The organism is Ancylobacter aquaticus (assembly GCF_004339465.1).
GTDB classification, from domain to species: Bacteria; Pseudomonadota; Alphaproteobacteria; order Rhizobiales; family Xanthobacteraceae; genus Ancylobacter; species Ancylobacter aquaticus.
The window spans coordinates 70,761-93,612 of record NZ_SMFY01000004.1 but is presented as its reverse complement, the minus strand read 5'-3'; the positions used below and the strand labels follow the sequence as shown (position 1 = coordinate 93,612).

Here is a 22,852-nt window from a genome sequence, read left to right as displayed (position 1 = left end):
GTCCTCGGACGGGCCCTTTTTCTTGTCCGCAGCGCCGAAGGCTCTGCGCACTTGCGCGGGGAATTGGAAAGCGGCCAGCATTAAAATTGTAAACTCGCGACGAAAATGGGGCGCGAGACGTTCTCTTTCATGTCATCGCCACATCGATATGGATGTCGTTAGCGACAACGGCAAGTTAACGTTCCCGAAGGTTCTTGTTATTCATCTTCTATTTAGATCTCAACTGACGCAAGGTCGCTACGCGACAACGATGTGACATCTATTAAAGGGTGGTTCGACGGCAAGTGGAAATTCTACGGCGTCTTTTGGCTTACGGAACGTGTGGTGAGTCATAAATCGCAATTGGCATACATAATATTGTCGATTATGATCCGCCCCCAGCGGGTCGGTTCCGCAACCCTGCGTCAGGGCGCCTCCGAGGTTTCGGAACGCGACGTAAGGGGGCGGATACCGCGCAACCTTTGGGAATGAAATGCCGCTCAAGCGGCCGTCGCGGGGGCGACGCAGAAAGCGCCCCCGGGGCCAACGACAAGCCGGCGCCGAGCCGAAAGGCAACGGAACGACCGCAATAAAAAGCCGATCCGCGGCATTTATCGATTTGGGAGAGGAGATCGCCCTTGAATACGTCCAAGACCATGGCGGCCGTCGGGCCGGGCAAGGATTATTCGGAAAGCCGTCGTTGGCTTCAGCTCGTCGTCGGCGTCGTCTGTATGGTGGCGACCGCGAACATCCAGTACGCCTGGACGCTGTTCGTTCCTGAGATTCAGGAAACCTTCGGCTGGGAGCGCGCGTCGATCCAGATCGCGTTCACCATCTTCGTTCTGGTGCAGACCTGGCTCGCGCCGATCGAAGGTTTCTTCATCGACAAGCTCGGCCCCCGCCTGATGGTCGCCTTCGGCGCCCTGTTCATCGGCGCGGCCTGGGTGATCAACTCGCAGGCCACCAGCCTGATGGGCTTCTACCTCGGCGCGGCCATCGGCGGCATCGGCGTGGGCTCGATCTACGCGACCTGCATCAACAACGCCCTGAAGTGGTTCCCGGATCGCCGCGGCCTCGCCGTCGGCCTGACGGCGGGCGGCTACGGCGCCGGCTCGGCCGCCACGATCCTGCCGATCGCGGCGATGATCGAGACGTCGGGCTTTCAGGAGACCTTCTTCTTCTTCGGTCTGCTGCAGGGCGGTCTCGCCTTTGTCGCCGCCTGGTTCCTGCGCTCGCCCAAGGTCGGTGAGGTCAAGGCCTCCAGCAAGCTCAACCAGAGCCGCCGCGACTACACGCTCGGCGAAGCCATGAGCACCAAGCTCTTCTGGCTCATGTTCCTGATGTTCATCTGCGTCGTCACCGGCGGCATGATGGCGGTGGCCCAGCTCGGCGTCATCGCGCAGGATCTCGGCGTGAAGGAGTTCCAGGTCGACCTGTACTTCTTCGTCATGGCCGCGCTGCCGCTCGCCCTGATGCTTGACCGCGTCATGAACGGCATCTCGCGCCCGCTGTTCGGCTGGATCTCGGACCATATCGGCCGTGAGAAGACGATGGTCATCGCCTTCACGCTCGAAGGCATCGGCATCATCGCGCTCGGCGCCTTCGGTCACAATCCGTGGGCGTTCCTCATCCTCTCCGGCGTGGTGTTCCTCGCCTGGGGTGAAGTCTACTCGCTGTTCTCGGCTCTCGCTGGCGACGCGTTCGGCACCAAGCACATCGGCAAGATCTACGGCGTGCTCTACACCGCCAAGGGTATCGGCGCGCTGTTCGTGCCGGTCGGCAACCTGCTGATGGAAGCGACCGGCACCTGGTCGACCGTGCTCTACACGGTTGCCGCCATGGACCTGTTCGCGGCCTTCCTGGCCATCGCGGTCCTGCCGAAGGTGCTCAAGGCGCATGTGGTACGTTCCGCCACCATGCCGCCTGCCGTGGAGAAGACGGCGACCGCTTCGGCGCATGCCTGATCCATCGGCGGCCCGCGCGGCCGCCGGCCGGAACGTCTCGCAGATACGTTCCTGACGTTACCTTCTCGACTTGGGGGCCCTCGCGGGCCCCCTTTTCGTTCGCGCGCGAGGTTTCGGGGGCCGCTTCGAGCTTATTCGCGTGCCCCCCCCCCCGGAGGGCGGTTCAACTAGCCTCGCCGGGAAGAGCGAGGGCGAGGTCGGCGAGGTAGGTCACCTTGAGGCTGGCACGGGAGCCGAGATCTGCGACGGCCGAACGGTCGAACCAGCGGGCCTCAAGCGCGTCGTCCGCGGCCACGGCCTCGCCGGAGCGCCAGCGGCACAGCACCACGATCATCGCGAAATGATGGGCCAGCGCGCCCGAACCGTCATGCTCGATGAAGTCGAGCACGGTGAGCAGGCGCGGTGCGTCGGCAGCAATGCCGGTTTCCTCGTGGAGTTCGCGCAGCGCCGCGTCGAGATAGGTCTCGCCCGGCTCGATCCGGCCGCCGGGAAATCCCCAGAGACCCTGGTCGGGCGGATTGGCCCGGCGCACCAGCAGCATCTCCTCCCCCCGCGCGACGAGGGCGAGAACGGCGGGGATAGGGCGGACCGGAGGCGGCGATGACATTCCTGGCGTACTCCTGAGCGGTGCGCGGCCGGACGAAGCCCGGCCGCGCAGGGAAAAAGCCTACTCCGCCGCGCTCGCGTCGCGATAGAGCTGGCCGCCGCCGGCGCGGAAGCGCCCGGCCATCTCCTCCATGCCCCGTTCAGCTTCCGCCTGCCGGGCGTTGTCGCGAATCTCGTGGCTGATCTTCATCGAGCAGAATTTCGGCCCGCACATGGAGCAGAAATGCGCCAGCTTGTGCGCCTCCTTCGGCAGCGTCTCGTCATGGAAGGCCATCGCCGTATCAGGGTCGAGGGCGAGGCTGAACTGGTCCTGCCAGCGGAACTCGAACCGCGCCCGCGAGAGCGCGTCGTCCCACGCCCGCGCCAGCGGGTGGCCCTTGGCGAGATCGGCGGCGTGGGCGGCGATCTTGTAGGTGATGACGCCGGTCTTCACGTCATCACGGTTGGGCAGGCCCAGATGCTCCTTTGGCGTGACGTAGCAAAGCATGGCCGTGCCGAACCAGCCGATCATCGCCGCGCCGATGGCGGAGGTGATGTGGTCATAGCCGGGGGCAATATCGGTGGTCAGCGGCCCGAGCGTATAGAAGGGCGCCTCGCCGCAGGTGGCGAGCTGCTTGTCCATGTTGGCCTTGATCTTGTGCATCGGCACATGGCCGGGCCCCTCGATGATGACCTGGCAATCGTGATTCCACGCGATCTGCGTCAGTTCGCCCAGCGTCTCCAGCTCGGCGAACTGGGCGGCGTCGTTGGCGTCGGCGATGCAGCCGGGGCGCAGCCCGTCGCCCAGCGAGAAGGTGACGTCATAGGCGCGCATGATCTCGCAGATCTCGGCGAATCGCTCATAGAGGAAGCTCTCGCGGTGATGGGCGAGGCACCACTTCGCCATGATGGAACCGCCGCGCGAGACGATGCCCGTCACCCGATTCGCGGTCAGCGGCACATAGGGCAGCCGCACGCCGGCATGGATGGTGAAATAATCGACGCCCTGCTCGGCCTGTTCGACCAGCGTGTCGCGGAACACTTCCCAGTTGAGGTCCTCGGCGATGCCGCCGACCTTCTCCAGCGCCTGATAGATCGGCACGGTGCCGATCGGCACGGGGGAGTTCCGCACGATCCAGTCGCGAATGTTGTGGATGTTTCGGCCGGTGGAGAGGTCCATCACCGTGTCGGCGCCCCAGCGGATCGCCCACACCATCTTGTCCACCTCGTCGGCGACCGAGGAGGTGACGGCGGAATTGCCGATATTGGCGTTGATCTTGACGAGGAAGTTGCGGCCGATCGCCATCGGCTCCAATTCGCCGTGATTGATGTTGGCGGGGATGACCGCGCGCCCGCGCGCCACCTCGTCGCGCACGAATTCCGGCGTCACCACATCGGGGATCGCCGCGCCGAAATCCTCGCCGTCGCGGATGATGTCGCGCATCCGCTCGCGCAGGCCGTTCTCGCGCAGGGCGACATATTCCATTTCCGCCGTGACGATGCCGGCCCGCGCATAGGCCATCTGCGTCACCGCGCCGGCTTTGGCGCGCAACGGGCGATGGCGCAGCGGGAAGGGCGTCACCAGCTTGTCGGCGGAGACATTGCCATTGTCCTCCGGCTTCACGAGGCGCCCGTCATAGGCCTCTACGTCCGAGCGCGCACGCACCCAGGCGTCGCGCGGGCGCGCGAGGCCGGCGGCGATGTCGATGTGGGCGCTTGCGTCGGTATAGGGCCCCGAGGCGTCATAGACCGCGAGGTTCGGCTCGTTCGCCGAGGGGTGCAGCAGAATTTCGCGGAACGGCACGCGAAAGCCGCGCGCCGGGCACTCGGCATAGATTCGGCGCGAGCCCGGAATCGGCCCGGTGGCGACGCCGATGGCGGTGCTCTCAGGATTTTTGGTCGTCATCATGGATCTCCAGAACCAAAGGTTGGGGAGATCCGGGTGTTTGACGTTGGGGAAGGATGACAATGCACGGCGCGGGACCATGCCCGCAGCGGCGACGCCATTCGGTTCCGATCCCTTCGCCGGCATGACCCGGATCAGGTTCGAAGGGTCATCGCGTTGCCATGCCTTGCGGCACAGCCGGCGCTCTCTCAGCCCCCTAGCGGGGCTCCCCTTGGAACAGAATGATCTTCGACGAAAGTCGGCGCGGGGTCAATTCAGCTGAACCGTCACCCTGCGGCTGCCGTATTTCCTGTAGATTGCTGATCGCAACGAAACGATGCCTGAGATATCGGGGGACCCATGGCCAGCCAGACGCTTCTGCCCCGCACTGCCGCACGCCGCGCACTGATCGCCGGCGCGCTCGCTTTCGGATTGCTCGCGCCTGCCGCGGCCTCGGCGCAGCAGAATTGCGGCACTTCGGGCGCCGGCTTCGACGCCTGGCTCGCCGGCTTCAAGCAGCAGGCGGTGGCGCAGGGCGTCTCGCCGCGCACGGTGGCGGCCGCGCTCAACGGCGTGAGCTATGCCCCCGACATTGTCGGCACCGATCGCGGGCAGAAGGTTTTCGGGCAAAGCTTCTTCCAGTTCTCCGACCGTATGGTCGCCAATTACCGCATCCAGCAGGGCCGGCAGCAGATGCAGAAGAATCCGGCGCTGTTCAGCCGGATCGAGCAGCAATTCGGCGTGCCGGGCGCCGTGCTGGTCGCCTTCTGGGGGCTGGAGACCGATTTCGGCGCCTTCATGGGCGACAAGCAGACGATTCGCTCGGTGGCTTCGCTGGCGTGGGACTGCCGCCGGTCGGAGATGTTCCGCACCCAGCTGATGGCGGCGCTGAAGATCATCGACCGGGGCGACCTGACCGTGCAGACCATGCGCGGCCCCTGGGCGGGAGAACTGGGCCAGTTCCAGTTTCTGCCCGACCATTATCTCAATTACGGCGTCGACTTCGACGGTGACGGGCGGGTCGACCTCATCCGCTCGGCGCCCGACGCGCTGGCCTCGGCGGCGAACTATGTCAAGGCGCTGGGCTGGAAGCCCGGCCAGCCCTGGCTGGAGGAGGTGAGCGTGCCGCCCAACCTGCCCTGGGACCAGGCGGACCTCTCGATCAAGGTTCCCCGCTCCCAATGGGCGCGCATGGGTGTGGTGCGGGCGGGCGGCGGCCAGCTTCCCGCTGACCAGCTTCCCGCTTCGCTTTTGCTACCAATGGGGCGCAATGGCCCGGCCTTCCTCGTCTATCCCAATTTCGACGTCTTCACCGAGTGGAACAACTCGCTGGTCTACGCCACCTCGGCGGCCTATCTCGCCTCGCGCGTTGCCGGGGCCGGGCCGTTCAAACGGGGGCAGGGCGACAAGATCCCGGTGCTCTCCATGGCGCAGGCGAAGGAACTGCAGACGCTGCTCAACGCGCGTGGTCACCATGTCGGTCGGATCGACGGCATTGTCGGCGCGGCGACGCGACAGGCGATCAAGGTGGAACAGATGCGGCTCGGCCTGCCGGCCGATTCCTACCCGACCCCGGAACTGGTGGCGGCGCTGCGCGCGGGGAAGTGACGGCCTACAGCACCGGGACGCCCTGCTGCTTGGCCTTCACTTCCGGCTCGACATGGATGTTGACGAAGACATCCGCGACTTCCGCCTCCAGCGCGTCCTCGATGCGGTCGCAGATGGCGTGTGCGTGGCTCACCGGCATGTCGCCGGGCACGACGAGGTGGAAGTCGACGAAGATCACGCGGCCGGCCTGACGCGTGCGCAGGTCGTGCGCCTCGATAGCGCCGGTGGCCTCGGCGGCGATGCGCTTGCGGATGCGCTCCAGCGTCTCCGCCGGCACCGCTTGGTCCATCAGTCCGCCTACGCTTTCCTTCAGCACCGAAAAGCCCGACCACAGAATGTTGACGGCGACGAGCCCGGCCAGCACGAGGTCGAGCTTCTCCCAGCCCGAGACCGCCGCCAGCGCGACGCCGATCAGCACACCGGCCGAGGAGACCACGTCGGTCAGCAGGTGCCGCCCGTCGGCCGCCAGCGCGGGAGAGCGGGCGCGCCGTCCTTCGCGAATCAGCACCGCGCACCAGATGCCGTTGATGACGGTGGCGGCGGCGTTGATCGCCAGACCCAAGGGCGAGGCCTCGAAGCTGTGCGGTTCGAGCCAGCCGAGATAGACCTCGCGGAAGATGGTGATGGCGGCGACGACGATCAGCACGCCGACGATGACGGCGGAAAAATACTCCGCCTTGGCATAGCCATAGGGGTGGGCGGCATCGGCCGGCTTGGCGCTGACGCGCAGCGCCACCACGGCGGCGATGGCGGTGGCCACATTGACGATGCTTTCCAGCGCATCGGAATACAGCGCCACGCTGCCGGTGAGCAGGAAGGCGGCGTATTTCAGCCCGAGCACGACCAGGCTGATGCCGACATTGATCAAGGCGATCCGCGAGGAGAGAGCCATCGGCGCATACCCGTTATGGCGCCGCGCGCCCGATACGGCAGCGCTTAGTCGGTCAGCGGGCGAAAATCAAGCAAGACCAATGACTTGCAAGTCATTCGCAGAAGCATTCGCAGTCGTTTGAGCCGGGCGTCTCAGGCGTTGGCGTGGCGCGGCAGGAGCGCGCCGCGATGGCGGATGACGCGGCCGGCGAGGCGATGGCCGGCCTCTGCCGCTGCTGCGGGCACCTCGCCCGCGAGGCGGGCGGCGAGATAGGCGGCATTGAAGCTGTCGCCCGCCGCCGTGGTGTCGATCGGCTCGACCGGCTGGGGAATGGGCACGAGCTGCGAGGTGCCGCCGCTAACCACCAGCGCGCCCTCGGCGCCGTTCTTCACCACAATTTCCTGAACGCCGAAGGTGGCAAGGCGCTCGGCGGTGGCGGTGGGGGAGCCGTCGCCCCACAATGTCGCTTCGTCCTCGAAGGTGGGCAGCGCAATCGAGCTGCGCTTGAGCGCCTCGGCATAGACGGCGCGCGCCCGGGACACGTCACCGCGCCAGTTGCGCGGACGGAAATTGCCGTCGAAGACGATGCGGGTGCCGCGCTCGCGGGCGAATTCCAGCGTCGCCAGCAGGCGCCCGAGCCCGGCATTGGAATAGAGCGAGAGAGTGATGCCGGAGAGATAAATGAGGTTCGCCTCGATCAGCGCCTCGCACATCGCTTCCCAACCCGGCAGCTCGAACAACTCGCGCGCCGGGGCGGTATCGCGCCAATAGGTGAAGCTGCGCTCGCCCTGCGGGTCGGTGTCGATGAGATAGAGGCCGGCTGTCCGCCCCGGCACGCGCGCCATCAGCGTTGTGTCGAGGCCCTCGCCCTGGGCAGAGGCGCGGATGGCGTCGGAATAGGGATCGTCGCCAAGCGCGGTGGCGTAGGCGGTCTCCACGCCGGCGCGGGCGAGATAGACGGCGGTATTGAAGGTGTCGCCTCCGACGGACTGGCCGAAGCGGCCATCGGCGCCGCGCGCCAGCTCGACCATGACTTCGCCGATCGAAATTACCCGGGTCATGCGTCCCTCCCTATCGCGTGCCGATTCGCGCGGGAGCCTCGCTTTATTCCCCCCGCGAGGCAAGGTCGGGGCGTTTTCCCGCCCCGCTCGGCAAGGTCACAGCGGTTTTCCGTCCCGTACGCGACGCGACGCGACGGAAAAGACGCGCTCAGAGCTGGACGCCGCGGGTCAGGGCGCCGTCGACCACCAGATTGGTGCCGTAGATGAAGCTGGCCGCCGGGCTTGCGAGAAACACGGCGGCGTTGGCGATTTCCTGCGGCGTCGCCATGCGTCCGGTCGGATTGAGCGCCAGCGCCTCGGCGTACAAAGCGGGGTTGCCGTCCTTGATCTGGTTCCAGATGCCGCCGTCGAAATAGGTGTTGCCCGGGGAGACGGTGTTGGCGCGGATTTTCTTCGGCGCCAGCTGGAAGGCGAGGCCTTGCGTGTAGTGGATCAGCGCCGCCTTGAACACGCCATAGGGCCCGCAGGCGAAGTCGATCTCGCGGCCCGATACCGAGGAAATGGTGACGATGGAACCGGCGGCGCTCTTCTCCAGATAAGGCATGGCGGCGTTGACGAGGCGCACCGTCCCCATGAGGTCGGTATCGAAGCCCTTCTTCCAGTGCTCTTCCTCATGGCCGACCGCGAGGGCGCTGACATTGGCGACGACGATGTCGAGGCCGCCAAACGCGCTGGCCGCCTTCTCCACGAAATCGGCAAGGGCGCTGCCATCGGCCACGTCGGCCCCGACACCGAGCGTCTTCACGCCGCTCCCGCCCAGCCGGGCGGCGGTGGCCTGCGCCTCCGCCTCGTGGCGACTGCACACGGCGACATCGCAGCCTTCGGCCGCCAGCGTTTCGGCGATGGCGAGGCCGATGCCCTTGGTGCCGCCGGTGACAACGGCGCGCAGTCCCTTGAGTCCGAGATCCATGGTCGGTGATCCTTAACGAGCGGGGGTGTCTCGACCCATGATCCCCGCACCATGGCAAAGGCACAAGCCGCCGCGCCGGTTTATCCCAGTGCGGCGTGCGGCGAGGCGTTCACGGCGCGATGATGATGCGCGGCGCGATGGTGGGCTGGGCCGGCGGCGCGGCTGCGGTGGCGTCGGCTGGCCCCGGCGCCGTGGCGGCCGGTGCGGGCGGCGCCGGCGGCCAGTCGCCCTCGGGAGCGTAGCGGGATTCGAGGTCGCGGGCGCGGCGCTCGTTGTGACTGAGAAGACAAATCAGCCGCTGCTCGATGACACCCGAGCCGCCGAGCCGCCCGCCAATGCTCTGGCGCGGGCCTTCGCCCTCGAACGGGGCGATGCTCTGGCACTCGAAGTTTCGCCAGTGGACGAACCGGCCCTGCGCTTCCTCGAACAGGCCGATCCAGCGTCGGCGCTGCGAGGGTTGCAGATCGGCCCGCGCCTCGATCGTCGCTGCGACGCCCTCGACGCTGCGCTGGAGGTCCCGCTCGCCCGCCACCTGCAGAGCGGTAAGGCAGTCGAGATAGGCGCGCGGCTCGGCATGCTGGCGCCGGCATTCCCCTGGGCTCCCGGCGACGGCAGCCCGCGCCGGCGCGCAGAACAAAAGCGCCACGGCGGCAAGCGAGCCGAGGAGGCGAAGCGGGTGCGTCATCGTCTTCGCTCCTTGCCGCGATAGCGTGCTCAGGCGGCGCGGGCTGTCTGCAGGAAGGCATCCATGCGCTCCAGAGCGCGGGAAATATTCTCGGCCGAGTTGGCGTAGGACAGGCGGATATAGCCCTCGCCGAACACGCCGAAATCCGGCCCGCCAATGGTGGCGACTCCGGTCTCATCCAGCAAGGCGGTGGCGAGCGCCTTCGCCGAACTCCAGCCGGTGCCTGATATGTTGGGGAAGGCGTAGAAGGCCCCCTTCGGCACGGCGCAGCGCACGCCCGGCAGGGCGTTAAGGCCATCGACCACCAGATGCCGGCGGCGGTCGAACTCCGCCACCATTTCCGCCACGCAGTCTTGCGGCCCTGTGAGTGCCGCGAGCGCGCCATATTGCGCCGGGGCATTGACGCAGGACCATGCATTGACCGCCAGCTTTCGCGCGGCGTCGAACAGGCCTTCCGGCCACAACGCCCAGCCGAGCCGCCAGCCGGTCATGGCATAGGTTTTCGACCAGCCATTGAGCAGAATCAGCCGGTCACGGATCTCGGGATAGGCCAGCAGCGTGGTATGCGCCTCGCCGTCGAACAGGAACTGGTCGTAGATCTCGTCGGAAAGAATGGCGACATGGGGATGCGCCGCCAGACCGGCGACGAAGGCGTCGATCTCGGTTTTCGGGGTGACGCCGCCGGTCGGATTGGCCGGCGAGTTGAGTATGACGAGGCGGGTGCGCTCGGTGATGAGGGAGAGAGCCTCGCTGGCGGAGAAGGCGAAGCCGTTCTCCTCCCGCGCCGGCACCGGAATGGGGGTTGCGCCGGTGAACTCGATCATCGAGCGGTAGATGGGGAAGCCGGGATCGGGATAGAGAATTTCCGCGCCAGGTTCGCCCAGCATGAGGATGGCCGAAAACATCGTCACCTTGCCGCCGGGCACGATCATCACCCGGCCGGGGTCGATGTCGAGGTTGAAGCGGCGGTGAATGTCGCCCGCCACCGCCTCCCGCAGCGGCTGGATGCCGACGGAAGGGGTGTAGCCATGCTGGCCGTCGCGCAGCGCCTTGATGGCGGCCTCGACGATGTGGCCGGGCGTGGCGAAATCGGGCTGGCCGATGCCGAGATTGATGATGTCGCGCCCCTGTGCCGAGAGGGCGGCGGCGCGCGCCAGCACGGCGAAGGCGTTCTCCTCGCCGATCCGGTCAAAGGCCGCGACGGGGTGCAGGGGCAGGCGTGTGGCAGGCGTCATCATGTCCTCGTCGCGTTCCGTTGGCGTTTCCGTCGGGGCGGTGCATCAAAGCTCTTGCAGTCTTTCGCATTCGTGTCACACGGGAGCGGGGCGAGGTTCAAGGGGCCGGTGGCGCGTGAGTTGGGTGAGATGCTGATGGGTGTGCCGCACGACCAGACCTCCCCGCCGCAGACGCTGCCCCTCGGCGCCCCCGTCGACACCGCGCCGGCGCTGCGGCCCGCGCGCACCCGCCTCATCGGGCAGCACGTCGATCTGGTGCCGTTCGATCTCGCGGCCCACGGCCCGGCGCTGTTCGCCGCCAGCCACGGGCCGGAGAGCGAGGCGATCTTCGCCTATCTGCCCAATGGTCCCTATGAGGACTACGCCGCCTTCGAGGCCTATTACGGCGCGGCGGCGGAGCGCGACGATCCACTGATGTTCACGATCGTGGACAAGGCGAGCGGCGTCGCGGTCGGCCATGCGACCTATCTCAGGATCGACCCGGCCAACCGCACGATCGAGGTCGGCCATATCCTCTACACACCGGCGCTGATGCGGACGCCGGGCGGCACCGAGGCCATGTATCTCATGGCCAGGCACGCATTCGAGACGCTCGGCTACCGGCGCTATGAGTGGAAGTGCAACGCGCTCAACGCTCCTTCGCGCCGCGCGGCGGAACGCTATGGCTTCCGCTTCGAGGGGCTGTTCCGCCACCACATGATCGTGAAGGGCCGCAACCGCGACACGGCGTGGTTCTCCATCCTGTCGGAGGAATGGCCGCAGATCGCAGTGGCGATGGAAGCGTGGCTGGCGGCGGAGAATTTCGACGCGGCAGGCCGGCAGAAGGTCTCGCTCGCGGTGCTCAATGCGCGCGAGCTGGAGGTCGAGGGCCGTAAGCTACGCCGCGCCGACCTTTCCGATCTCGCCGCCGTGGAGGCTCTGCAGCGCGCAGCCTATGCACGCAACCGCATCCTGCTCGGCGTGGAGCCTGTGCCGCTGCTGTGGGATTATGGCCAAGTGTTTCGCGAGCGGGAGGTCTGGGTGCTCGACGGCAGCGAGGGGGTCGTCGCCGTCGCCATCCTGCAGCCGCGCAGCGAGGATTTGCTAGCCGACAGCCTCGCCGCCTGCCCGCGGGCGCAGGGCTTCGGCTATGGCAATCTGCTGCTGGCAGCGGCCGAGGCGCGGGCCCGTGCGCTCGGCCGGACCACGCTGCGACTCTATACCGGCGAGCCGCTATCGGCCAACATCAACTGGTACCGCCGCAAGGGCTACGCCATCGAAAGGGTCGAGCAACTGCCGGACAGGCGGCTGGTGCATATGGCCAAACCCCTGGCTGATCCGGTGGGGTGAGGGCGGTGCGCGCCTGTTCCGCGCGCGCTTTCCTTGCGCCAGAGCGCGGATGGCTTACATTCGGCGCGGGCATTCGCCCTGAACCTGTGCTGTTGGACGTTCGACGATGAACTATGTGGAGGCGGCCGGCGCGCCGCTGCGCAAGACCGGCCATATCAAGCTGCACGGCCCCGAGGGCTTTGCCGGCATGCGCAAGGCCGGGCAGATGACGGCGCAGGCGCTGGACCTCGTGCACGAGCTGGTGGCGCCGGGCGTCACCACCGAGGCGATCGACCAATTGGTGTTCGAGTTCGCCATGGACCATGGCGCGCTGCCGGCGACGTTGATGTATCGCGGCTACCGCAAGTCGACCTGCACCTCGATCAACCATGTGGTCTGTCACGGCATTCCCAATGACAAGCCGCTGCGCGAGGGCGACATCGTCAATGTCGATGTGACGCTGATCGTCGACGGCTGGTATGGCGATTCGAGCCGCATGTACCCGGTGGGCGAAATTCCCCGCCGCGCCGAGCGGTTGCTGGACGTGACCTACGAATCCATGATGCGCGGCATCGCCGAGGTGAAGCCGGGCCGCCATGTCGGCGATATCGGCGCGGCGATCCAGGTTTTCGTCGAGCCGCTGCACATGAGCGTGGTGCGCGATTTCTGCGGCCATGGCGTCGGCCAGATTTTCCACGACGAGCCGAACATCGTGCATGTCGGGCGGCGCGGCGACGGGCCGGAACTGATGCCCGGCATGATCTTCACCATCGAGCCGATGATCAATCTCGGTCGCCCGCATGTGAAGGTGCTGTCCGACGGCTGGACGGCGGTGACGCGCGACCGTTCGCTCTCCGCCCAGTTCGAGCACACGGTGGGCGTGACGGAGACCGGGTGTGAGATTTTCACCCGTTCGCCCAAGGGCTACGACAAGCCGATCTTCAGCAACGACTGAGCGAGGCGGGAGCCCGCATGGCGCGCAACGGAACAGGGCGGAGCGGCGGCCGTGACGACCTGCCGGCCGATCCTGATTCAGGAGCCGCGCCGGCCGGCTTCGCCGAGGCGGAGCCGCATTTTCTCGGCCATCGCGAGCGGCTGCGCGAGCGCTTTCGAAAGGCGGGCGGCGAGGCATTGCCCGACTACGAACTGCTTGAACTGGTGTTGTTCCGCGCCGTCGTGCGGGCGGACGTGAAGCCGCTTGCGAAGGCGCTGATCGACCGCTTCGGCTCCTTTGCCGAGGTGGTCACGGCCCCGCCCGGGCGGCTGCGCGAGGTGAAGGGCGTGGGCGAGGCCATCGTCACCGAGCTGAAGCTCATCGGCGCTGCGGTGGAGCGGGTGACGCGCGGGCAAGTGCGGGCGCGCCCCGTGCTCTCTTCCTGGAGCGCTGTGATCGCCCATTGCCGCGCCAGCATGGCCTTTGTCGAGCAGGAACAGTTCCGCATCCTGTTTCTCGACAAGCGCAACCAGCTCATCCTCGACGAGGTGCAGCAGCGCGGCACGGTGGACCACACCCCGGTCTATCCACGCGAAGTGGTGAAGCGGGCGCTGGAGGTAGCGGCGAGCGCCGTCATCCTCGTCCATAACCACCCGAGCGGCGACCCGACGCCTTCCACTGCCGACATCCAGATGACCAAGACCATAATTGATGTGGCCAAGCCCCTCGGCATCGAGGTGCATGATCACATCATCGTCGGCAAGGACGGCCATGCGTCCTTGCGCGGCCTGCGGCTGATCTGACGCGGTCAGCGCGGGCCGGAAAGCGGCCTTGCCTCCGGGTCGATCTGCCGGGCGGCGCGCAGGCCGGATTCGATGGCGCCTTCCACCCAGCCGGTCTTCAGCGTGGTGAAGTCCCCGGCGAAATGGATACGCCCTTCCGGCACGGTCCATTCTTTCACCATCCAGCCGCCGCCGATGGGCGTGGAGCCGAAGGAGCCGCGAATCCACGGTTGCTCGCTCCAGGCGAAATCGCTGACGCTGACGACGTCGCCGAGCAGGCCGGGCAGGTCCTGCTGGAAGATATCGACGACCTGCTGGGCGCGCACGTCGCGCGGGGCGGCGAGCACGCGGTCCGCATTCTCGCCATTGAGATAGAAGAACCCGCTGCCATGGCCACCCGGCTCGTTGCCGGTGATGTCGATGAAGCGCTCCCAGGGCCGGTCGCCGCCGGCCATAGGCCAGCCGCGCACATTCTGCGTGAGCCAGCTTGGCTTTTGCGTCTTGACGATGACCTTGACCGTCTTGTCCCATTCCATCTCGGCGATCATCCGCGCCTTGCCGGCGGACCAGCGGGGCGTGACCTCGACCTCGTCCATCACGCTGAAGGGGATGGTGGAGACGATGGCGTCGCCGATGAATTCCTTTCCGCCCTTTGTGCCGACGCGGATCCGCGCGCCGGTCTGGTCGATGGCCGTCACCTGCGCGTCGAGCACGATGTTGCCGCGGCCAAGCGAGTTCGCCATCGCCATGGGCAGGCGGTTATTGCCGCCCTGGATGCGGAAAACGTTCTGGTCGCCGAAATGATAGGCGAGGTCGGGAATGATGCTCAGCGTCTGCGCGTAGGGGGTGAACAGTCCCGCATTTGCCGCGAGCAGCTTGAGGAAGGCGGGCGACGCGCCGACGGGGCGTAGCAGGTCCTCCAGGGTGATGTCGTCGAGCCGGTCGAGCAGGTCCTGGTCGGGCCAGTCCGGGCCGAGCACGGTGTGGGTGTCGAGGCCGGCGCGGAACAGGTAGCGGTTGAGATTTGCCGATACGGTGACGTTACGTTCTTCCGCCGTGAGGTCCCACGGCCAGTTGGTGACGTCGGCCGACTTCGCGGTCTTTCCGTCGACCATGTAGACCGGCAGCCCATCATTCAGGCTGAGCAGGGGCAGGTTGAAGCGGCGCACATAGTTCAGCACCAGCGGCATGTCGGAGCGGAAATGGCCGCCGCCGGCCTCGGTGAACATGCCGTCGCCCAGCGGGATGGAGAGAAGCCGGCCCCCGATGCGTCCCTGCCGCTCGATCACCGTCACCTTGTGGCCGCGCCGCTGCAGCGCCAATGCGGCGGTAAGGCCGGCCATGCCGGCGCCAAGGACAAGGACCTCGATCGGTTGCCCCGTTTGGGTCTGGGACAGCGCGGGGCCTGCCAGCGGCACACTCGCCAGGGCGCCTACCGTTGCGGCGGTCCCGGCCAGCAGCGAACGACGGGAAAACGTGCGGGGGGAAGTGTCGGTGGTCATCTGTCCAAGCTCCGCCATGCTTCACGGAATTTAGCAGGAGACCTGTTAAGGAGTCTTTTGCCGTCCCCGGAACAGCTCAAAGTAGAACCTCTTTGCGAGAGTTAGAAGCGCCGTTCACGGCCGGCTGAGCAGCAGCGGGGCTCCTTCGTCCGGTGGCACTTTCTCCCAGCCGCCATCCTCCTGCGCGGCGAAGCGCAGGCCCTCGCCGCCGGCGGTGAGCAGCACAAGGCTGCCGCTGTCGAGGCGCCAGCGATCGGGCGCCAGCGCGACGAAGCGCGCCGGGCAGCCCGCCAGGAGCCGGGCGCGGAAGGTGCCGCCGCCGGCGTCGGTGGCGGTGAGCTCAAGCCGGCACACCGGCTTGGCCGCGGTCTCGGAGATATCCCAGGCGCCAACGAGGTCGCCGGCGTGCAGGCCGGGATCGGCGAGGCGGGGATTGACCAGGAAATAGACGCCATCGCCCTCGCGCAGCGCTTCCCAGGTGCCGCCCACGCCTTCCGTGAATTCGGCCACCAGCGCCCCGTCCGGCCCGTGCAGGCGGATGGACTGGCCGGGGCCGGGGGCCCAGGAGGCGATGTCGACGCTGAACAGGATGGCGTCGGCGCAGGCCGGCCGGTCGAAGGCGAGGTCAAAGCGCGCCGGGCCGGAGCGGGTGCGGCCCTCCGGCTTGTCGGAAAGGGTGATGGCGCAGACCCTGTCGCCATCGGCGTTGGTTAGCCGGTAGTCTGCCGCCAGCGATGTGGCCGAGGGAGCGTCGCTTTCCTGCGCGAAAACCCGATCCGCGAGCGAAAGGGCGAGCGCACCGGCCGCGAGGGCGGCGCCCACGCGGATGGTGCGGCGCGTGACTATCCGGGGCGCTGACATGCGCACGCCCTCAGCCGGCCTGTTTCACGGGCGTTTCCGGGACCGGGGTGAGAACCGGCTTGCCGGCCACCCAGGCGAGGAGATTGTCGACCACCAACTGGCCCATGGCGTCGCGGGTGACATGGGTGGCGGAGGCGACATGGGGGAGCAGTACGACATTGCTCATGCCGATCAGCGCGTCGGGCACATGCGGTTCATTGGCGAAGACATCGAGCCCGGCGGCGGCGATGGTGCCGTCTTCGAGCGCCTTTATCAGCGCCGGCTCGTCGACCACTGAGCCGCGCGCGACATTGATCAGAACGCCCTTCGGACCGAGCGCCGCCAGTATCTCGGCATTGATCATGCGATCGGTTTCGGCCCCGCCGGGCACGATGACGATGAGCGCGTCAACATCCTTCGCCAACCCGATCAGTTCAGGGTAATGGGTGTAGGGCACATCCGCCACCGGGCGGCGGCTGTGATAGGCGATGGGCCGGCCGAAGCCTTCCAGCCGGCGGGCGATGGCGCGACCGATACGGCCCATGCCGACGATGCCGAGCGTGCGGTCGCGCAAGGTCGCGGTCAGCGGGAAGCCGCCGGAGGGCCATTTCCCCTCCCGCAGATGCCGCTCGGACTGCGGGATCTGGCGAATGGTGGCGAGCAGCAGCCCGATGGTGAGGTCGGCCACCTCGTCGTCGAGCACGCCGGGGGTGTTGGTGACGACGACGCCGCGCCGGCCGGCGGCCTCAGCATCCACCGAATCATAGCCAACACCGAAATTGGAGACGATTTCCAGCGCCGGCAATCGAGCCATCAGCGCGTCCGTCACCCGGCGGGCGCCGCCGCCGGTGGAGCCGACGCCGGTGGCGACGGCGCGGATGCGCGGGCCGATCTCGGCCAGCACGGCCTCGGCGTCGGGCGCGTCTAGGCGGTGAACGGTGAAGTGCTCGTTCAACTGCGCCTCGATCATGCCCATCATCGGGCCGGTCTGGAGAAGGTCGGGGCGGCCGGACATGGGGCACTCCTGCGGACGAAGGGGCCGACATTCCTCACCAAAGCCGGGCACGTTTCAAGCCCGATTCGGCCGAAATATCCTTTCGTTCTCAGGCCGGCTCTTCCTCCAGCCCATCCTCGGTGTCCTCGTCCGCGTCAGAAGTCACAGTGCCAAGCTGGGTCGAAAGGTTGCGCTCGATCCGGCGCAGCATCTTGCGGAACCGCTTGCGGTCTTTGCCGTCGAGCCCGGCTGTCATCGTGTCCTCGATCGAATCGGAAATCTCGTCGATCGCGCCGGACCGCTGGCGGCCTTCCTCCGTGAGATGGACGCGCACCAGGCGCGCGTCGCCTTCCGAGGCGCGGCGCACCAGCAGCCCCTGGGCGGACAGCCGGCCCACCGTCTTGGAGGCGGTTGGCGGGCGAACCTTCAACGCGGCGGCGAGCTCCGTCATGGTGCGCCCGTCGGTTTCGCAGAGCAGCTTGAGCACCGTTTCCTGCCCGGGAAACAGACCGATCTCCTGAAGACGGCGCGCCGCCAGGGCGCGCTGGAGCCGGGCCACGTGATGCAGCCGCTGGCCAATCTTCTTGTCGAAGCCGTCCTTCATGGGTGCCCCTGCGATCCAAAACACGCCACGGTACAATTATCCAACGCAATGATAACCCATTGCCGTGACACAAAACAGGCGGCACCCAGGGGTGCGGCGAAGGCACCTTGTCGCGCATTGATTTCAGAGCCGGGCGAAGCGCGCCTCGACCTTCGCGAGGAAGGCGACGCGGTGCTCAGCGCTGGCGGAATCCATGCCATGCAGGGCCAGCCAGAGCTTTTTTACGCGCGGATGCACGATCCCGCCGACGCCATCGAGCAGAATCCGCCGGCCCGGCTGGCCGATCCACAGCCACCAGTACCAGGGCGAGCCGAGCGAGGTGACGGCGGCGACGAGGCGGATATTGGTGAGCCGGCGTTCCAACTGGCGATAGGGCTGGGGCATGCCGAACGTCTCGTGCGGCACCAGCACGCGATCGAGCCAACCCTTCAGCACGGCGGGCGGCCCGTACCACCAGGTGGGCGCCACGAAGATGAGGGCCTCAGCCTGCTTTACCCGTTCGAGATAGCCGGCAACGGGCCGCACATTAACCCCCGGCTCGTGATAGGCGAGCCGCTCGTCGCGGTCCATCACCGGATCGAACCCTTCCGCGTGAAGGTCGATCAGATCGACCTCATGCCCGGCGGTCCTCAGCCCGCGGATCACGGCATCGCGCATGCCAGCGTTGAAGCTTTCGGCCACCGGGTGGCAATAGACGACAAGCGCGCGCATCAGCCGGCCTCTCCCGCGTTGCGGCTGTCCAGCCCGGGGAAGAGATAGGTGCGTCCGGTGGCGAAATCGAAGGCGGGGTTCTCCCAGGCGATCATCTTGCCGGGGTTGAGCAGGCCTTGAGGGTCCGCCTGCCGCTTGAACGCCAGTTGCGCCGGGTCGGTCTGTTTCATGCCGCCTTCCTCAAGCGTGTAGCGGTGGGGGTTGAAAACCGGGATGCCGCATTCCTCGTGCAGGGCGACGATGGCGTCCAGCCGCTCGTCGCTGATGTAGCGCACCAGCGGCAGGCCGAAACAGGTGATTCGGCCGTCGAAGCGGACGAATTCCAGATGCGCCGGCAATTCGTCGCCGAGAAGAGAGTGGATGCGCGCCAGCCGCGCCAGCGGGTCGGGGTGCGGATAAAGGGTTTGCAGATAGGTGATGGACGGTTCGACCCGCAGTGCCCTGAGCGTCGTGTGGTTCCAGGCAAGCTCATAGAGCGGCGGCAGGCCCTTCGTCTCCTGCGGCGGCAAGAGGTCGGACCGGAACAGCATTGCCCCGCCATGGCGGGCGGTGAAGCTCTCGAACGCCGCGCATCCCATCGGCGCGAGCATGACCAGCACGGCATGCATTCCGTCCGGCAGAAAGCGGCGATGGCGCAGGAAGGCGGTTTGCGGCACCGGCGCGGCGATGACCGAGACGAGCTTCTTCAGCAGCGCGTCCTGCTCGCCCAGCGCCTGCGCATAGGCGGCGGCGTCAAGAAAGTCGGTGAAGCCGACAATGGCCTCGATCCAGGTATAAGCCGGGGCGAGCGGCATCTCGACCTCAAGCAGGATGCCGTTGGTGCCATAGGCATGGGCGACCTTCTGCACCTCCTCGCCGGAAAGCGTGAAGATACGTGGCGTCGCCTCCATGGTGGCGATGCGCAGCGAGAGGATGTTGCCGAGGTCGCGCAGCCCACCCCAGGTGATGGAGCCGACCCCGCCCGAGCCGCCGGCAATGAAGCCACCGATGGACGCCGTGCGGTAGGTGGAGGGGTGCAGGCGCAACTCCTGTCCGCTTGGCGCGCAAGCGGCGTCGATATCGGCGAGCAGGGCGCCGGCCTGCGCCCCCGCCCGGCCGGGGGCGATCTCCAGCACCCTGTCGAGGCGTGAGAGGTCGAGCACCAGCCCGCCGGCCAGCGGCATGGCTTGCCCGTAATTGCCGGTGCCGGCGCCGCGCGGGGTGACGGGAATGCCGAGCTCGAAGCAGGCGGCGAGGACGCGCAGCACCTCCTCCTCGCCAACGGGCGAGGCGACGATGTCGGCGACAACTCCGTCGAGCTGGCGCTTCAATGTCGGCGAGTACCAGTAGAAGTCGCGGCTCTTCTGACGCAGGAGGGCGGGATTGTCCTCGGTGCGGATGCCCTCCAGCCGGGCCTTGAGGGCGGCGAGGTCGAATCTCTTGCCGTGGCTGAAGCTCTTGCCTTGGCTCACGCGGGGCGCTCCATTAGGTCGTCGAGTTCGGCATAGTCGGGCGGCGTGCTGTCGATGGCGCGCCCGCCCCGCAACACGGTGCGGCCTGTCGGCGGGCGGGAGAGCCATTCGTTGAGGCTGCGCGCCGCGAACAGCGAGAGGTCGGCCACCGCGCCGGGGGCGAGCGTACCGGCAGCGACGTTCATATGGGTCGCGGGTGCGCGGGTGATGCTGGTCGGCCAGTCGCCATGGGGATGGTCGAGATGGGCGATGCGGCTGGCCTCCCGGTAGACCTCGGCAAGGTCGAGGTCGCCATAGGCAAAGAACGGGTCGCGCGCATTGTCGCTAGCCACCATCACGGGAATGCCGCGCGCCTTCATCTCATGCAGCAGGGTGACGCCACGCCAGCGCGGGGTGCGGGCGGCCTCCCGGTGCTGGAGATAGAGGTTGCACATGGGCAGGGAGACGACAGCGATGCCCGCCTGCGCGACGCGGTCGAGCGTGCGGTCGGCCTCGTCCGCGTCCTGCGCTGCGATGGCACAGCAATGGCCGGCGAGAATCGGCCCCTCGAAGCGGCGCGCCAGCGCCATCCGCGCCAGCAGGTCGAGGCCACGCCCCTCGCGGTCACGCTCGTCCACATGCAGGTCGAGGCCGAGGCCGAAGCGCTCGGCGGCCTCGAACAGACGCTCCAGCCCGGCTTCGAGCTGGGGCGTCGCATAGGTGTAGCTGCCGAGCAGCCCACCATGCTCCCGCACCAGGCTTAGCAGGCTGGCGAAAGCGGTGGCGTCCAGCACGCTGTCGATCGCCGTCAGGCCCACGGCCTGCAGTTCGATCCGCCCGCGCCAGGTCTCGCGCATCTGCGCGAAGACCTTCCATGCGGTGGCGGCACGCGGGCCGTCGGAATCGATGTGGGTGCGGATCGCCACCGTGCCATGGGCATGGGCGCAGCGCAGGGCGAAGTCGAAACGTCGGCTTATATCTTCCTCGCTCCAGTTCGCCGCCCGGTCGGCGGCGACGGCCCGCACTGCCCCGTCGAAGGTGCCATCGGGGTTCGCCGCCCGCTTCCAGATGAAGCCCTTGTCGAGATGGGTGTGGATATCGACGAGGCCGGGCAGCACCAGCCGGCCCTGGAGGTCGAGGCGCGGACCGGCGTCCATGAGCGTGCCGACCGGCGCGAGGCGGGCGATACGCGCCCCTTCCAGCGCGATGTCGAGCGCCACCAGCCCTCGGCATCCACCGGCCCGGCGAAGCTGGGGACGAGGCCGGCGGGCACCCGCGCATGGGCGAGCACGAAGGCGGCGGGCGGGGCTTTGAGGCCCGCCATCATCACGCCCGGCCGCCCAGTTCGCTCTCGTGCCAGCGCCGCAGCACCAGCCAGGAGAGCAGGCTCAGCCCGGCATAGATGAGGATGCCGGTGAGCGAGATGAGCAGGAGCGCCGCGAACAGGCGCGGGATGTTCAGTCGGTAGGCGGATTCGACGATGCGGAAGGCGAGACCCGAACCCTGCCCGGCCGAGCCGGCGGCGATTTCGCCCACCACCGCGCCGATCAACGCCAGCCCGCCGGCAATGCGCAGCCCGCCGAGGAAATAGGGCAGGGCAGTCGGCAATTTGAGCTGCGCCAGCGTCTGCCAGCGCGTGGCGCCAGACAGCCGGAATAGGTCGCGCAGATTGGGATCGACCGATTTCAGCCCCAGCGTGGTGTTGGACAGGACCGGGAAGAAGGCGACGATCCAGGCGCAAACCAGCACGGCGGCATCGGTGGAGAGGTAGATCAGCATAAGCGGCGCCACCGCGATCACAGGCGTCACCTGCAGGATGACGGCAATCGGAAACAGGGAGAATTCGACGATGCGGGCGCTGGCAAAGAGCAGCGCCAGCGCCGCCCCGCCAGCGACCGCGAGCAGGAGCGCGATCACCGTGGTCTTCAGCGTTACCAGCATGGAAGCGAAGAGGACCGCACGGTCCTCGATCAGTGTTTCCAGCACTTTGCCCGGCGCCGGCAGCACATAGGGCGGCAGGTTGTTGAGCTTCACCACCGCTGCCCAGGCGAGGATGAGGGCCGCCAGCACACCGAAGGGCAGGAGCCAGCGCAGCGGCGAGGTGGACATCGCCGCCTCCGCTACGGCGCGTCCATCGCCCGGGCGAGGGCGAGGGAGGTTTCGCGGCACAGGCCCGCATATTCCGGCGAGGTGCGGAAGGTCTCGTCCCGCGGCTGGTTCGGGTCGATGACGAGTTCGGCAGAGACCCGCCCCGGCCGGGCCCGGAACACCAGGATGCGCGAGGACAGGTAGACCGATTCGAACACCGAATGGGTGACGAAGACGATGGTGCAGCGCAGGCGTCGCCACACGTCCAGCAGGTCGTTATTGAGTTTGAAGCGGGTGATCTCGTCCAGCGCGGCGAAGGGCTCGTCCATCAGCAGCAGGCGTGGCTTGGTGACGAGCGCCCGGGCGATGGAGACGCGCATCTTCATGCCGCCGGAAAGTTCGCGCGGATAGGCATCGCGGAAGGCGGCAAGGCCGACCAGCTCCAGCGCCTCCATGATGGCGGGCTCGGCCTCGCGCCGGCCGACGCCCGCGAGCTTGAGCGGCAAGTGGACATTGCCGAACACGCTGGCCCAAGGCATCAGCGTCGGGTCCTGGAACACGAAGCCGATGGAGTGGCGCTCCCGCCCGCGGCGGGCCGTTTCGTCCTCGTCCCAGTCGAGCCGGCCCTCGCTCGGCTCGGTCAGTCCGGCGATGAGGCGCAGCGCGGTCGACTTGCCGCAGCCGGACGGGCCGAGCAGCGAGACGAATTCGCCCTCGCGCACCGCCATGTCGAGCCCTTCCAGCGCGGTGACGCCATTGGCGAAGCGCTTGCCGACGCCGGAAAGGCGCAGCAGCGGCGCGCCGTCCGCCTCCGCGCGGGGCAAGAGGTCAAGCGTCGCAGCGTTCATGCCCGGCACGCGCATGGAGCAACGGGAA

Annotated in this window: 20 protein-coding genes, 1 pseudogene and 1 riboswitch; of the genes and pseudogenes, 5 read left to right on the top strand and 16 right to left on the bottom strand. The window is 67.5% G+C overall.

Annotated elements, in window-relative coordinates; all coding sequences use genetic code 11:
- Positions 1 to 635: 635 nt before the first annotated feature.
- Positions 636 to 1,943, top strand: a complete 1,308-nt coding sequence (oxlT, locus tag EV667_RS18955) for an oxalate/formate MFS antiporter (RefSeq protein WP_207907816.1) — start codon at positions 636 to 638, stop codon at positions 1,941 to 1,943.
- A gap of 163 nt (positions 1,944 to 2,106) precedes the next feature.
- Here the strand turns inward: oxlT and EV667_RS18950 are convergent, their stop codons facing one another.
- Positions 2,107 to 2,550, bottom strand: coding sequence for an NUDIX hydrolase (locus EV667_RS18950; protein WP_131836930.1), 444 nt, complete (start codon positions 2,548 to 2,550; stop codon positions 2,107 to 2,109).
- Positions 2,551 to 2,610: 60 nt separating this feature from the next.
- Positions 2,611 to 4,434 carry a phosphomethylpyrimidine synthase ThiC gene (gene thiC / locus EV667_RS18945; protein WP_131836929.1) on the bottom strand — a complete coding sequence of 608 codons (1,824 nt, stop codon included), beginning with the start codon at positions 4,432 to 4,434 and terminating at the stop codon, positions 2,611 to 2,613.
- A gap of 94 nt (positions 4,435 to 4,528) precedes the next feature.
- Positions 4,529 to 4,656, bottom strand: a riboswitch (TPP riboswitch).
- Between the two features lie 117 nt (positions 4,657 to 4,773).
- On the opposite strand from thiC, the gene EV667_RS18940 reads away from it, so the two are divergent.
- Entirely contained in the window at positions 4,774 to 6,021 is a 1,248-nt protein-coding gene (locus EV667_RS18940; RefSeq protein WP_131836928.1) for a lytic murein transglycosylase, read from the top strand.
- A 4-nt stretch (positions 6,022 to 6,025) separates the two neighbouring features.
- On the opposite strand, the gene EV667_RS18935 is transcribed toward EV667_RS18940, so the two are convergent.
- From EV667_RS18935 to EV667_RS18915, 5 genes are all read right to left on the bottom strand, one after another.
- The gene (locus EV667_RS18935; RefSeq protein WP_131836927.1) at positions 6,026 to 6,913 is read right to left on the bottom strand and encodes a cation diffusion facilitator family transporter; all 888 of its coding nucleotides are present in this window, start codon (positions 6,911 to 6,913) and stop codon (positions 6,026 to 6,028) included.
- Between the two features lie 131 nt (positions 6,914 to 7,044).
- The gene (locus tag EV667_RS18930) at positions 7,045 to 7,953 is read right to left on the bottom strand and encodes a sugar kinase (protein WP_131836926.1); all 909 of its coding nucleotides are present in this window, start codon (positions 7,951 to 7,953) and stop codon (positions 7,045 to 7,047) included.
- Between the two features lie 148 nt (positions 7,954 to 8,101).
- Positions 8,102 to 8,863 carry an SDR family NAD(P)-dependent oxidoreductase gene (locus tag EV667_RS18925; protein ID WP_131836925.1) on the bottom strand — a complete coding sequence of 254 codons (762 nt, stop codon included), beginning with the start codon at positions 8,861 to 8,863 and terminating at the stop codon, positions 8,102 to 8,104.
- A gap of 109 nt (positions 8,864 to 8,972) precedes the next feature.
- On the bottom strand, positions 8,973 to 9,548 hold the full coding sequence (locus EV667_RS18920) for a lysozyme inhibitor LprI family protein (protein WP_245516268.1): 576 nt from the start codon (positions 9,546 to 9,548) through the stop codon (positions 8,973 to 8,975).
- Between the two features lie 29 nt (positions 9,549 to 9,577).
- Positions 9,578 to 10,786, bottom strand: coding sequence for a pyridoxal phosphate-dependent aminotransferase (locus tag EV667_RS18915; RefSeq protein WP_131836924.1), 1,209 nt, complete (start codon positions 10,784 to 10,786; stop codon positions 9,578 to 9,580).
- Between the two features lie 132 nt (positions 10,787 to 10,918).
- Between EV667_RS18915 and EV667_RS18910 the strand changes: the two genes are divergently transcribed.
- The 3 genes from EV667_RS18910 (at position 10,919) to radC (ending at position 13,828) form a co-directional block, all read left to right on the top strand.
- Positions 10,919 to 12,112, top strand: coding sequence for a GNAT family N-acetyltransferase (locus tag EV667_RS18910; protein WP_131836923.1), 1,194 nt, complete (start codon positions 10,919 to 10,921; stop codon positions 12,110 to 12,112).
- A gap of 106 nt (positions 12,113 to 12,218) precedes the next feature.
- Positions 12,219 to 13,046: a type I methionyl aminopeptidase gene (gene map, locus EV667_RS18905; RefSeq protein ID WP_131836922.1), complete on the top strand. Its 828-nt coding sequence runs from the start codon at positions 12,219 to 12,221 to the stop codon at positions 13,044 to 13,046.
- A gap of 59 nt (positions 13,047 to 13,105) precedes the next feature.
- The gene (radC, locus tag EV667_RS18900; RefSeq protein WP_425359049.1) at positions 13,106 to 13,828 is read left to right on the top strand and encodes a RadC family protein; all 723 of its coding nucleotides are present in this window, start codon (positions 13,106 to 13,108) and stop codon (positions 13,826 to 13,828) included.
- Positions 13,829 to 13,833: 5 nt separating this feature from the next.
- Here the strand turns inward: radC and EV667_RS18895 are convergent, their stop codons facing one another.
- From EV667_RS18895 to EV667_RS18855, 9 genes and pseudogenes are all read right to left on the bottom strand, one after another.
- Positions 13,834 to 15,309, bottom strand: coding sequence for a flavin monoamine oxidase family protein (locus EV667_RS18895; RefSeq protein ID WP_131836920.1), 1,476 nt, complete (start codon positions 15,307 to 15,309; stop codon positions 13,834 to 13,836).
- A 114-nt stretch (positions 15,310 to 15,423) separates the two neighbouring features.
- Positions 15,424 to 16,170 (bottom strand): protease inhibitor Inh/omp19 family protein, encoded by a 747-nt coding sequence (locus EV667_RS18890; protein WP_131836919.1) that lies wholly within the window; start codon positions 16,168 to 16,170, stop codon positions 15,424 to 15,426.
- 10 nt (positions 16,171 to 16,180) lie between these two features.
- Complete coding sequence (locus EV667_RS18885; protein WP_131836918.1) at positions 16,181 to 17,164, bottom strand: 2-hydroxyacid dehydrogenase; 984 nt, start codon at positions 17,162 to 17,164, stop codon at positions 16,181 to 16,183.
- An 88-nt stretch (positions 17,165 to 17,252) separates the two neighbouring features.
- Positions 17,253 to 17,747, bottom strand: coding sequence for a MarR family winged helix-turn-helix transcriptional regulator (locus tag EV667_RS18880; protein WP_131836917.1), 495 nt, complete (start codon positions 17,745 to 17,747; stop codon positions 17,253 to 17,255).
- A 123-nt stretch (positions 17,748 to 17,870) separates the two neighbouring features.
- On the bottom strand, positions 17,871 to 18,458 hold the full coding sequence (locus tag EV667_RS18875) for an NAD(P)H-dependent oxidoreductase (RefSeq protein ID WP_131836916.1): 588 nt from the start codon (positions 18,456 to 18,458) through the stop codon (positions 17,871 to 17,873).
- The gene (locus EV667_RS18870; RefSeq protein WP_245516267.1) at positions 18,458 to 19,909 is read right to left on the bottom strand and encodes an FAD-binding oxidoreductase; all 1,452 of its coding nucleotides are present in this window, start codon (positions 19,907 to 19,909) and stop codon (positions 18,458 to 18,460) included. Before EV667_RS18870 ends, EV667_RS18875 begins: the two co-directional genes overlap by 1 nt.
- Positions 19,906 to 21,212: pseudogene (locus tag EV667_RS18865) on the bottom strand (cytosine deaminase). Before EV667_RS18865 ends, EV667_RS18870 begins: the two are co-directional and overlap by 4 nt.
- 2 nt (positions 21,213 to 21,214) lie before the next feature.
- A complete protein-coding gene (locus EV667_RS18860; RefSeq protein WP_131836914.1) occupies positions 21,215 to 21,997 on the bottom strand; it encodes an ABC transporter permease in 783 nt (260 codons plus the stop codon).
- Positions 21,998 to 22,008: 11 nt separating this feature from the next.
- On the bottom strand, positions 22,009 to 22,824 hold the full coding sequence (locus EV667_RS18855) for an ABC transporter ATP-binding protein (protein WP_131836913.1): 816 nt from the start codon (positions 22,822 to 22,824) through the stop codon (positions 22,009 to 22,011).
- Positions 22,825 to 22,852: the final 28 nt, after the last annotated feature.